This is a genomic window from Piscinibacter defluvii (assembly GCF_004011805.1).
GTDB classification, from domain to species: domain Bacteria; phylum Pseudomonadota; class Gammaproteobacteria; order Burkholderiales; family Burkholderiaceae_C; genus Piscinibacter; species Piscinibacter defluvii.
Genome location: NZ_RCHJ01000023.1, coordinates 95,809 through 107,628, shown reverse-complemented (window position 1 = coordinate 107,628; position 11,820 = coordinate 95,809). Strand labels below are relative to the sequence as shown.

10 protein-coding genes are annotated in these 11,820 nt (G+C 70.8%); 3 read left to right on the top strand and 7 right to left on the bottom strand.

What is annotated here, in order from left to right:
- Together D9C15_RS27560 and D9C15_RS27555 are read left to right on the top strand one after the other, a co-directional pair.
- Window positions 1–213: hypothetical protein (locus D9C15_RS27560; RefSeq protein WP_205854922.1), on the top strand; the 213-nt coding region annotated here is incomplete at its 5' end.
- A 109-nt stretch (window positions 214–322) separates the two neighbouring features.
- A complete protein-coding gene (locus D9C15_RS27555) occupies window positions 323–1,261 on the top strand; it encodes a CysB family HTH-type transcriptional regulator (RefSeq protein ID WP_128002179.1) in 939 nt (312 codons plus the stop codon).
- An 18-nt stretch (window positions 1,262–1,279) separates the two neighbouring features.
- Here the strand turns inward: D9C15_RS27555 and ada are convergent, their stop codons facing one another.
- Both ada and D9C15_RS27545 read right to left on the bottom strand, forming a co-directional pair.
- Entirely contained in the window at window positions 1,280–2,359 is a 1,080-nt protein-coding gene (gene ada, locus D9C15_RS27550; RefSeq protein WP_128002177.1) for a bifunctional DNA-binding transcriptional regulator/O6-methylguanine-DNA methyltransferase Ada, read from the bottom strand.
- A 100-nt stretch (window positions 2,360–2,459) separates the two neighbouring features.
- Window positions 2,460–3,620: a hypothetical protein gene (locus D9C15_RS27545; RefSeq protein ID WP_128002175.1), complete on the bottom strand. Its 1,161-nt coding sequence runs from the start codon at window positions 3,618–3,620 to the stop codon at window positions 2,460–2,462.
- A gap of 161 nt (window positions 3,621–3,781) precedes the next feature.
- On the opposite strand from D9C15_RS27545, the gene D9C15_RS27540 reads away from it, so the two are divergent.
- Complete coding sequence (locus tag D9C15_RS27540; protein ID WP_128002173.1) at window positions 3,782–6,679, top strand: beta strand repeat-containing protein; 2,898 nt, start codon at window positions 3,782–3,784, stop codon at window positions 6,677–6,679.
- A gap of 196 nt (window positions 6,680–6,875) precedes the next feature.
- On the opposite strand, the gene D9C15_RS27535 is transcribed toward D9C15_RS27540, so the two are convergent.
- The 5 genes from D9C15_RS27535 to D9C15_RS27515 all read right to left on the bottom strand — a co-directional run bounded on the left by D9C15_RS27535 (window position 6,876) and on the right by D9C15_RS27515 (window position 11,765).
- The gene (locus tag D9C15_RS27535) at window positions 6,876–7,925 is read right to left on the bottom strand and encodes a sulfate/molybdate ABC transporter ATP-binding protein (RefSeq protein ID WP_128002171.1); all 1,050 of its coding nucleotides are present in this window, start codon (window positions 7,923–7,925) and stop codon (window positions 6,876–6,878) included.
- A complete protein-coding gene (gene cysW / locus D9C15_RS27530; protein ID WP_128002170.1) occupies window positions 7,922–8,803 on the bottom strand; it encodes a sulfate ABC transporter permease subunit CysW in 882 nt (293 codons plus the stop codon). Before cysW ends, D9C15_RS27535 begins: the two co-directional genes overlap by 4 nt.
- The gene (gene cysT, locus D9C15_RS27525) at window positions 8,800–9,633 is read right to left on the bottom strand and encodes a sulfate ABC transporter permease subunit CysT (RefSeq protein ID WP_128002168.1); all 834 of its coding nucleotides are present in this window, start codon (window positions 9,631–9,633) and stop codon (window positions 8,800–8,802) included. The genes cysW and cysT overlap by 4 nt, the downstream gene beginning before the upstream one ends.
- On the bottom strand, window positions 9,630–10,667 hold the full coding sequence (locus tag D9C15_RS27520; protein ID WP_240668616.1) for a sulfate ABC transporter substrate-binding protein: 1,038 nt from the start codon (window positions 10,665–10,667) through the stop codon (window positions 9,630–9,632). Before D9C15_RS27520 ends, cysT begins: the two co-directional genes overlap by 4 nt.
- Before the next feature lie 84 nt (window positions 10,668–10,751).
- Window positions 10,752–11,765, bottom strand: coding sequence for a sulfate ABC transporter substrate-binding protein (locus D9C15_RS27515; RefSeq protein WP_128002166.1), 1,014 nt, complete (start codon window positions 11,763–11,765; stop codon window positions 10,752–10,754).
- Window positions 11,766–11,820: the final 55 nt, after the last annotated feature.

The following is an 11,820-nucleotide window of genomic DNA, read 5'->3' as shown; positions in this document are numbered from 1 at the left end:
GCGCCGGCATCGGCCGCCGCGGTCCGGCCGGCGCGGCCGGCGCCCCCCGCGCCGGCCGCGGCGCCCGCCGCGCCGGCGCAGGTGTTCATCGGCCACTGCGATGCCGGCGGCTGCTGGACCAGCGACGGCGCCTACCTGAGCCGCATCGGCGGCGGCCTGTTCGGGCCGCGCGGCCTGTGCAGCGTGACCGGCGTGACGGTCCAGTGTCCCTGAGGGCCTGCGTCGCTTATTCGGAATCCGATGAAGCAAAGTCGCACACGATCGTTGTGCGCATGTAGACGGCTGTCGAGAATGGCCGACTGTCCTCCGGCAATCGCCTCCGATGAACTTCCAGCAACTGCGCGCCGTGCGCGAAGCCGCCCGCTCGGGCTTCAACCTGACCGAGGTGGCCGGCGTGCTGAACACCTCGCAGCCGGGCATCAGCCGGCAGATCCGCGAGCTGGAGGACGAGCTCGGCGTCGAGATCTTCGTTCGCGCCGGCAAGCGCCTGACCGGCCTGACGCCGCCCGGCGAGACAGTGCTGGCGATCGTCGAGCGGCTGCTGCTGGACGCCGACAACCTGAAGCGCGTCGGCGCCGATTTCACGGCGCAGGACGCCGGGCCGCTGTCGATCGCCGCGACGCACTCGCAGGCGCGTTATGCGCTGCCGGCGGTGGTGAAGGACTTCCGCGCGCTGTACCCGCAGGTGACGCTGACGCTGCACCAGGGCTCGCCGAAGCAGATCGCCGCGATGCTGATCTCGGGCGAGGCCGACGTCGGCATCGCCACCGAATGGCTGGCCACCATGCCGCAGCTGCTGGCCATGCCCTGCTACCGCTGGACGCACAGCATCGTCGTGCCACCGGGCCACCCGCTGCTGGCCGTCGAGGGCCCGGTGACGCTGGCGCACCTCGCGCAGCACCCGATCATCACCTACGAGGCCGGCTACACCGGCCGCACCCACATCGACGAGGCCTTCGCCCGCGCCGGGCTGGCGCCCGACATCGTGCTCAGCGCGATGGACGCGGACGTGATCAAGACCTACGTCGAGCTGGGCATGGGCGTGGGCATCGTCGCCTCGATCGCCTTCGACCCGGAGCGCGACCGCACGCTGCGCGCCATCGACGCGCGCCACCTGTTCGAGGTGAACCTGACGCGCCTGGCGGTGCGCCGCGGCGCGTGGCTGCGCGGCTACGTCTACGCCTTCATCGAGGCCTTCGCGCCGACGCTGACACGCGCGGTGGTGCAGCGGGCGCTGGCGGGCGAGCCGGTCGAGGCCTGACGCGGCGGGCCGTCAGCGTCACGCCCCGCGTTCGCGCTCCAGCAGCGCGCGCTTGCGCTCCACGCCCCAGCGGTAGCCGGCCAGCTGGCCGTCGGCGCGCACCACGCGGTGGCAGGGAATGGCGATGGCCAGGGTGTTGGCGGCGCAGGCCTGCGCGACGGCGCGCACCGAGCGCGGCGCGCCGATGCGCCGGGCCAGCTCGGTGTAGCTGAGCGTGCGGCCGGGCGGGATGTCGCGCAGCGCACGCCACACCCGCTCCTGGAACGCGGTGCCGCGGATGTCCAGCGGCAGGTCCAGGCCCAGGCGCGGCGCCTCCACCAGGCCGACCACGCGGGCGACCAGGCGCTCGAAGTCGCCGTCGCCGCCGATCAGCTCGGCCTTCGGGAAGCGGTCTTCCAGCTCGCGCACCAGCGCGGCCGGGTCGTCGCCGAGTGCGATCGCGCACACGCCGCGCTGGCTCTGCGCCACCAGGATGGCGCCGAGCGAGCACTGCCCCACCGCGAAGCGGATCGCCGCGTTCGTGCCGCCGGCCTTGTAGTCGCTCGGGCGCATGCCGAGCACGCGGTCGGAGGCGGCGTAGAAACGCGCGTTGGAGTTGAAGCCGGCGTCGTAGATCGCCTCGGTGACGCTGCGGCCCTGGGCCAGCCCGGCCTGCACCCGCTCGCGCCGGCGCGCCTCGGCGTAGGCCTTGGGCGTGAGCCCGGTGCGCGCCTTGAACACGCGGTGGAAGTGGAACGGGCTCAGGCCGGCCTGCGCGGCGAGTTCGGCGAGGTTGGGCAGTTCCTCCGATGCGCCGATCAGCCGGCAGGCCTGCGCCACCGCCTCGGCCTGGCGCGCCGCCACCGCGCTGCGGTCCGGCCCGTCGCGCCGGCTCGCGCGGTAGCCGGCGGCCTCGGCCACGGCCGGGCTGTCGAAGAACACCACGTTCTCCGGGCGCGGCAGGCGGGCATGGCTGCTCGGGCGGCAGTACACGCCGGTGGTGCGCACGCCGTAGACGAACTCGGCATCGGCCGAGGCGTCGCGTGCCAGCACACGCGCCCAGCGCGGATCACGCTCCGTGGCCGCCTGCCTGGCGGCACGCTCCTGTACGGCTTGCATCGGCTTGTCCTTGCTGCTGTGCATGCCGTGCAGGATAGGCAAAGGCGCGGCGCGGGGCACTCCGAGCCTTGCGCTCGAATTCGGCGCGGGCGGGGCGGTGTCAGTAGTCGGAGCCGCCCACCAGCTTGGCGTTGTCCAGCGCCGCGGCGCGGATGGCGGGCTGCTTCCAGGCCAGGTCGAACCATTTCGGGCCGTAGTTGCTGCGCACCTCGTACTGGTCCGGGCTCTTGGTGAACACGATCCAGCCCTCCTGGTAGCTGTTGGAGAAGGACTCCTCCACCTCCACGTTCAGCTTGACCATCTTCTCGAGCTCGACCATCCAGGGCTTCTTGCCCTCCAGCGACATCTGCAGGCTGTCGGCCACGCGGTCCGGGTTGGGCGCCTTGGTGACCAGCTTCCAGGCGCTGTCCTTGCCCTCGAGCTTCCACTTCGGGTGGGCGGCGTCGCCGGTCGGGTCGACGTAGACGCGCAGGCCGAAGTAGATCTTGCCGGTCGGCACCCCGCCGTGCGAGACGTAGTCCGAGCGGCCCGGCGTGTCGGCGAAGCTGCGCGAGAACTGCTGCTGGAAGAACGACTCGGTGGGCATCTTGGCGCGGAACGCCAGCGCCGCCTGGCGCAGCGCGTTCACCAGCCCGGCCGCCTGGCCGACCAGCACCCCGTCGGCCGAGGCCTTGCCCTTGGACAGGTCGCCCTGCGCGAGGCGGCGGTACTCCTCGATCAGCGGCTGCTTGCCCGCCTCGATGACCGCCGTGACCGCCTTCTGCTGCGCGCCGATGCCGTTGCGGATCGCGATGATGTAGTCGCGGATCTTCACCTGGCCCTGCGCCGCGGCCACCCGCTCGGACTCGTTCATCCAGGCCTCGACCACGTCCTTCGCGGCACCGATGACCGTGCCCCAGGGGCCGCCGAGCTTCTTGCCGGCCTCGTCGAGCGCCAGGTCGAGCGCCTTCTTGCCCACCGCCTTGAGCGTGGCCTGCAGGACCTTCGGCTCGGCCTCGTCGCTGGACGAGAACGACATGCTGGTCTGGAAGCTCTCCAGCCCGCGGGCGTAGATGGCCCAGTAGTCCTGCACGTCGTCGCGCAGGCCTTGCAGGATGTCCTTGATCTGCTGCTCGCCGGTATCGCCGGGCAGGCCCTTGGACACCGGGACGGTGATCTCCTCGGCCTCGAACTCGATCGTCTCGACGGGCTTGCCGGCGGGCCTGGCCTTGCCCTGCCGCCTGGCGCTGGGTTTCAGGTTGAGCTGCTTCAGGATGGACATGGAAATTGCTCCGCAGAGGGCCGCGATGGTGCCAGAACCGGCAGCGCCGGTGAGCCGGCGCAGCGCCGCGGCGCGGCGATCGGCACCGGCGGTGAGTTGCCTCACCGGCCCGGCGGCAGCCAACCGTAGAGTGAACCGGTCGCCGCCTCCGCCCGCCTGCCATGGCCACGCTCTACGCCAACACCGCCTTCAACCTGTACAGCCTCAACCTGAACCCGCTCGCCTCGGGCACGGCCGCCTTTTTCGACAACACCGGCTTCACCAGCGCCCTGGGCAACACCTACGAGGACGCCTACCGCATCACCGTCGGCAGCAGCCTGCGCGGCTACCTGCTCGGCACCGGCCTCACCGTGAACGCCCAGCTGCAGCCGACCGGCGGCACGCTCCAGGCCTACCAGCAGGAGACCTGGAACGGCACGGGCTGGGTCGCGCAGTGGGGGCTGGAAGGCGTCGCGCTGCCGGTGACGGCCTGCTACGCCGCGGCACAGACCCCCTCGAGCGGCGACGACCTGGCCCTGCTGCTGCAGGGCCTGACCGGCCACGACACGATCCGTCTGTCCGAGCAGTCCGACTTCATGCGCGGCTACATCGGCGACGACACCGTGCGCGGCCAGGGCGGCAACGACACGCTGTTCGGCGACGACGGCGACGACTCGGTGGACGGCGGCGCCGGCAACGACCTGCTGTACGGCGACGCCGGTCACGACACGCTGGTCGGCGGGACCGGTAACGACACCTACTACGTGGAAGCCGGCGACACGGTGATCGAGACCTCCACCCTCGCCACCGAGCAGGACATCGTGCGCACGAGCGACAGCTTCACGCTCAGCCCGAACATCGAGGTGCTGGTGCTGGACGGCGACGCACCGGTGAACGGCACCGGCAACGCGCAGGCCAACACGCTGCTGGGCAACAACGGCGCCAACCAGCTCGGCGGCCTGGCCGGCAACGACACGCTGCGCGGCAGCGGCGGCGCGGACCGCCTCGCCGGCGGCGCCGGCAACGACGCGCTGGACGGCGGCCTGGGCAACGACACGCTGGCCGGCGGCACCGGGAACGACGACTACATCGTCGACAGCGCCGGCGACGTGGTGGACGAGACCTCGACCGTGGCCACCGAGATCGACAGCGTGGCCACGACGGTGAGCCGCACGCTCGAGGCGCAGGTCGAGGTGCTGTTCCTGAGCGGCACGGCGGCGATCTCCGGCACCGGCAACTCACGGGACAACCGCCTGTACGGCAACGAGGCCGCCAACACGCTGGGCGGGCTGGACGGCCAGGACCTGCTGCTGGGCCAGGGCGGCAACGATTCGCTCGTCGGCGGCGCCGGCGACGACTCGCTGGACGGCGGCGCGGGCACCGACCGCCTCGACGGCGGCAGCGGCGCCGACACGATGGCCGGCGGCGCCGGCAACGACACCTTCGTCGTCGACAGTGCGGGCGATCGCGTCAGCGAGGACGCCGGCGCAGGCACGGACACGGTGCTGTCGCGGGTGAGCTTCACGCTCGGCGCGAACCTCGAGCGGCTCACGCTGACCGGCAGCGCCGCGGTCAACGGCACTGGCAACGACCTGGGCAACGTGATCCTCGGCAACGCGGCGGCCAATGCCCTGCTGGGCGCCGACGGCAACGATTCGCTCACCGGCGCGGCCGGCAACGACACGCTGCGCGGCGGGACCGGTGCCGACACCCTGGTCGGTGGCGACGGCAGCGACACCTACGCCGTCGATGCGGGCGACACCATCAGCGAGACCGGCACGCTGGACAGCCAGGCCGACCGGGTGCTGAGCACGGCGACCTGGACGCTCGGTGCCGGCCTCGAGCAGCTGACGCTGCAAGGCACCGCGGCCATCGACGGCACCGGCAACGGCCTGGACAACCAGATCACCGGCAACGCCGCGGCCAACCTGCTGCGCGGCGGCAGCGGCAACGACACGCTGACCGGCGGCGCCGGGGCGGACACGCTGGTGGGCGGCACGGGCGACGACACCTACGTGGTGTCGGCCGGCGACACGGTGAGCGAGACGAGCACGGCCGGCGTCGGGGTCGACCTGGTGCGCAGCAGCGTGAGCTGGACACTCGGTGCCAACCTCGAGATGCTCACGCTGACCGGCAGCGCGGCGATCGACGGCACCGGCAACGCCGCCGCCAACCAGATCACCGGCAACGCCGCCGCCAACCGCCTCGACGGCGGCGCCGGCGCCGACACGCTGATCGGCGGCGCGGGCGACGACACCTACGTGCTCGACAACCTCGGCGACGTGGTCAGCGAGGCCGCCGCGGCGGGCATCGACACGGTGCAGGTCGGCCGCAGCTACACCCTGGCGAGCACGCTCGAGAACCTCGTCCTCACCGGCACGGGCAACATCGACGCGACCGGCAATGCCGCGTCCAATGCCCTGACCGGCAACGCCGGGGCCAACCGCCTGGACGGCGGCACCGGCAACGACACGCTGACCGGCGGCGCCGGGGCGGACACGCTGCTCGGCGGCGCCGGCAACGACACCTACGTCGTGGATGGCGGCGAGACGATCGTCGAGAGCGGCCCGGCCGCAGGCGTGGCCGATCTGGTGCGCAGCACGGTGAGCTGGACGCTCGGCGCCGATCTCGAGCGCCTGACACTCGAGGGCGTGGCGGCGATCGACGGCAGCGGCAACGACGCAGCCAACCGCATCACCGGCAACGCGGCGGCCAACCGGCTCGACGGCGGGGCCGGCAACGACACGCTGACCGGCGGCGCCGGTTCGGACACGTTCCGCTTCAGCAGCGCGCCGGACGCGCTCGCGAATGCCGACCGGCTGGCCGACTTCCACAGCGGCGACGACCGGATCGAGCTCGACGACACCGTGTTCGCCGCCCTGGGCCCGCCCGGCCAGCTGGCCGAGGACGCGTTCCAGTCGGACCCGGCCAGCCTCGACGAGAGCGACCGCATCGTCTACGACGGTGACACCGGGCGGCTCTGGTACGACGCCGACGGTTCCGGCAGCCAGGCCGCAGTGCTGTTCGCCACGCTCGCGGCCGCCACCCCGGTCACGGCCGCGGACTTCTGGATCGTTTGAAGGGTCCTAGTGTGCTGTCCCGCAGATGACTGGCATATGGACGGGCCGCAACGGGGATGAGCCGTAGGCGCCCAGCCGGGGAGATACCCCGTGGTATCTCCCCGGCTGGGCAACGACCGGATCGGCCCGAGTCGGCGAGCGCGCGATCATCACCATCTGATCGAATCCATATGCCAGTTGTCTGCGGGACAGCACACTAGATCATCGCCGCCGGATCCGGCAGTTCCTCGCGAAAGCGCGTCACCTTGCGCGGCCGCAGGTGCACCGCCGAGCCGGGCTTCAGGCCCAGGCGTTCGCGCAGCGCCTGGTACTCGCTGCGCGGCATCTCGACGTCCACATAGCCGGCCTCGTCGGCACGGCGGAACTCGAGCCGTGTGTTCGGGCCCACCGTCAGCGCCTGCGACAGCACCGCCGCCACCGATCCGGGCTCGGCGCGCTCGACGATCTGCAGCTCGTGCGGGCGCACGTAGCTGACGTCCCCGTTCTCGCCGCCCGGCCCGTGGCCGAGCCGGCCGTGGAACAGGTTCACGTCGCCCAGGAACTGCAGCACGAAGGGCGTGGCCGGGTGGTCGTAGACCTCGTCGGGCGCGCCCTGCTGCTCGATGCGGCCCTCGTTCATCACGACGATGCGGTCGGCGACCTCCATCGCCTCCTCCTGGTCGTGCGTGACGAAGACACTCGTCACGTGCATCTCGTCGTGCAGGCGGCGCAGCCAGCGGCGCAGCTCCTTGCGCACCTTGGCGTCGAGCGCGCCGAAGGGCTCGTCGAGCAGCAGCACCTTGGGCTCCACCGCCAGCGCGCGCGCCAACGCGATGCGCTGGCGCTGGCCGCCGCTGAGCTGGTGCGGGTAGCGGTCGGCGATCCAGTCGAGCTGCACCAGCTTCAGCAGCTCGGTGACCTTGGCGCGGATGTCCTTCTCCGACGGGCGCGTCGCCTTGGGTCGCACGCGCAGGCCGAAGGCGACGTTCTCGAAGATCGACATGTGCGCGAACAGCGCGTAGTGCTGGAACACGAAGCCGACCTGGCGCTCGCGCACGTCGGTGTGCGTCGCGTCCTCGCCGTGGAACAGCACGCTGCCGGCGTCCGGCACCTCCAGCCCCGCGATGATGCGCAGCAGCGTGGTCTTGCCCGAGCCCGAGGGCCCGAGCAGCGCGACCAGCTCGCCGGCCGGGATGTCCAAGTTCAGGTTGTCGCAGACGACGGTGGCGCCGAACCGCTTGTTCAGGCCCCTGACTTCGATGCTCATCGTGCCTCCTGCTTCATGCGCTGCTCGACCCAGTACTTCAGCACCAGCGTCACCAGCGCCAGCCCGGCCAGCAGCGAGGCCACCGCGAAGGCCGCGGCGAACTGGTACTCGTTGTAGAGGATCTCGATGTGCAGCGGCATGGTGTTGGTCTGGCCGCGGATGTGGCCCGAGACCACGCTGACCGCGCCGAACTCGCCCATCGCGCGCGCGTTGCACAGGATCACGCCGTACAGCAGCGCCCATTTCACGTTCGGCAGCGTGACGCGCCGGAAGATCTGCCAGCCGCTCGCGCCGAGCACGCGCGCGGCCTCCTCCTGCTCGGTGCCCTGTGCCTGCATCAGCGGGATCAGCTCGCGCGCGACGAACGGGAAGGTCACGAACACGGTCGCCAGCACGATGCCGGGGACCGCGAAGATCACCTTCAGGTCGTGGTCGCGCAGCGTCTCGCCGAACCAGCCCTGCAGCCCGAACACCAGCACGTAGATCAGGCCGGCGATGACCGGGGAGACACTGAAAGGCAGGTCGATCAGCGTCAGCAGCACGTTCTTGCCGCGGAACTCGAACTTGGCGATGCACCAGGCCGCGGCGATGCCGAACACCAGGTTCAGCGGCACGCTGATGCCCGCCGCGATCAGCGTCAGCTGGATCGCGGACAGCGCATCGGGCTCGACGATGGCGGCGAGGTAGACGTCCCAGCCCTTCTTCAGCGCCTCGACGAAGACGATCGCCAGCGGCACGAACAGGAAGAAGGTCAGGAAGGCGAGCGCGATGCCGACCAGCGTCCACTTCACCCAGGCAGGTTCGGTGGTGGCGCTGCGGATCGGTCGCGGCGCGACGCCGGCGGCCTGGGGCAGCGGCAAGGCGGTGGTCGTGCTCATCGCCCCTGCCTCGCTCTCGTCCACGCCTGCAGCGCGTTGATGGCCAGCAGCAGCACGAAGGCCGCCACCAGCATCACGCAGGCGATCGCGGTGGCGCCCTGGTAGTCGTACTGCTCGAGCTTGGTGATGATCAGCAGCGGCGTGATTTCGCTGACCATCGGCATGTTGCCGGCGATGAATATGACCGAGCCGTACTCGCCCAGCGCACGCGCAAAGGCCAGCGCGAAGCCGGTCAGCAGCGCCGGCGTGAGGACGGGGAAGATCACCTTCACGAAGGTCTGCCAGCGGTTGGCGCCCAGCGTGGCGGCGGCCTCCTCGATCTCCTTCTGCAGGTCTTCGAGCACCGGCTGCACGGTGCGCACGACGAACGGGAGGCCGATGAAGGTGAGCGCCACGAACACGCCCAGCGGCGTGAAGCTCACCTTGAAGGGCAGGAACTGGCCGATCCAGCCGTTGCCGGCGTACAGCGCCGTCAGCGCGATGCCGGCCACCGCGGTGGGCAGCGCGAACGGCAGGTCCACCAGCGCGTCGACGACGCGCTTGAGCGGGAACTCGTAGCGCACCAGCACCCAGGCGACGACCAGGCCGAAGACCGCATTGACCAGCGCCGCGGCGAACGAGGCGCCGAAGGTCAGCCGGTACGAGGCCACCACCCGCGGCGAGCTCACCGCCTCCCAGAACGCTGTACTGCTCATCGTGGCCGTCTTCAGGAACGCGGCCGACAGCGGGATCAGCACGACGCAGCTGATGTAGAGCAGCGTGAAGCCCAGCGCCAGGTCGAAGCCCGGCAGCACGCTGTGGCGCTTCAGCAGGGTGCGCGTGAAGATCATGGCCTCTTCGCCCTGGCGATGACCTGGTCGTACAGGCCGCCGTCGTCGAAGTGCTCCTTCTGCGCCTTCTTCCAGCCGCCGAACACCTCGTCGACGGTGAAGGCGTCGACCTTCGGGAACGCCTTCGCGTGCTTCGCCAGCACCTTGGCGCTGCGTGGGCGCAGGTGGTGCTTCGCCGCGATCTCCTGGCCCTCGTCGGACCAGAGATGCTTCAGGTAGGCCTCGGCCTCGGCGCGCGTGCCGCGCCTGTCGACCACCTTGTCGACCACGCTGACCGGGTTCTCGGCGAGCACGGTGCGGGCCGGATAGACCACCTCGAAGCCGCCGCCGAACTCGCGTTCGATGAGCGGCACCTCGCTCTCGAAGGTGACCAGCGCATCGCCGAGGCGGCGCTGCGCGAAGGTGGTGGTGGCGCCGCGGCCGCCGCCGTCGAGCACGGGCACGTTGGCGAAGATGCGCTCCACCAGCGCCTGCGCCGCCGCCGGCGCGACGCCGCTCTTGAGCGCCGCCCCCCAGGCCGCGAGGTAGGTGTAGCGGCCGTTGCCCGAGGTCTTGGGGTTGGGGATGATGACCGAGACGCCGGGCCTGCCCAGGTCGCTCCAGTCGCGGATCTGCTTCGGGTTGCCCTGGCGCACCAGGATCACCGAGACGGAGGTGGTCGGCGAGGCGTTGTCGGGCAGGCGCCGGGCCCAGTCGGCCGGAATGAGCTGGCCGCGCTCGGCCAGCAGGTCGATGTCGTTGGCCTGGTTCATCGTGATGACGTCGGCCTCGAGGCCCTCGACCACGCTGCGCGCCTGTCGGCTCGAGCCGCCGTGCGACTGGTTCAGCGTCAGCGTGGCACCGGTGCTCTTCTTCCAGTGCGCGGCGAAGGCGGCGTTGTAGTCCTTGTAGAACTCGCGCGAGACGTCGTAGCTGACGTTCAGCAGGGTCTTGGCGCCCTGGGCACTCGCCCAGGGCGCGGCCACGGCGAGGGCCAGCGCCAGCGTGGCGGCGCGTCGGTTCACGAGAGGCATGGTCGGGCCGTCAATGGACATGGGGCTGCATGCTAGGCAGCCCCGGTCGGCCGGCGAACGACGGGTTTCGCCGATCCTTATGCGCGAATCAGATAAGCCGTGGCGTCACTTGCGCGTGTAGACCTGGTCGAAGGTTCCACCGTCGGCGAAATGGGTCTTCTGGGCCTTGGCCCAGCCGCCGAACACCTCGTCGATCGTGAACAGGCTGACCTTGGGGAACTGCCTGGCGTACTTCGCCGCAGCCGCCGGGTCGATCGGGCGGTAGTAGTTCTGGCCCGCGATGTCCTGCCCCTCGGGCGAGTAGAGGTACTCGAGGTAGGCCTGCGCCACCGCCCGCGTGCCCTTCTTGTCGACCACCTTGTCCACCACCGTCACCGGCGGCTCGGCCAGGATCGACAGGCTCGGCGCGACGATGTCGAACTTGTCCGGCCCGAGTTCCTTGAGCGCGAGCAGCGCCTCGTTCTCCCAGGCGAGCAGCACGTCGCCGATGCCGCGCTCGACGAAGGTGGTGGTCGAGCCGCGTGCGCCGGCATCCAGCACCGGCACGTTGGCGAGGATCTGGCCGACGAACTGCTGCGCCTTCTTGTCGTCGTTGCCGTACTTCTTCAGCGCGTAGCCCCAGGCGGCGAGGTAGTTCCAACGTGCGCCGCCGGAGGTCTTGGGATTGGGCGTGATCACGCCGATGCCGGGCTTGGCGAGGTCGTCCCAGTCCTTGATGCCCTTGGGGTTGCCCTTGCGCACCAGGAACACGATGGTCGAGGTGTAGGGCGCGCTGTTGTGCTTCAGGCGCTTCTGCCAGTCCGCCGGGATCAGCTTGCCCCGCTCGGCCAGTTCGTCGATGTCGTAGGCCAGCGCCAGCGTCACCACGTCGGCTTCCAGGCCGTCGATCACCGAGCGCGCCTGCTTGCCCGAGCCGCCGTGGCTCTGCTTGACGGTCACGGTGTCGCCGGTCTTGCCCTTCCAGTAGGCGGCGAAGGCCTTGTTGAAGTCGACGTAGAGCTCGCGCGTCGGGTCGTACGAGACGTTCAGCAGGGTGACGTCCTTGGCGGAGGCCGCGAGCGCGGTGGCGCCGAGCGCAAGGGCCAGGGCGAGGCGGCGGACGGAGTGACGCAGCGACATGAGTGGGCTTCCGGGCGGATGAATGCGACAGGAGGGCATGCTAGGAAGGCGTCGT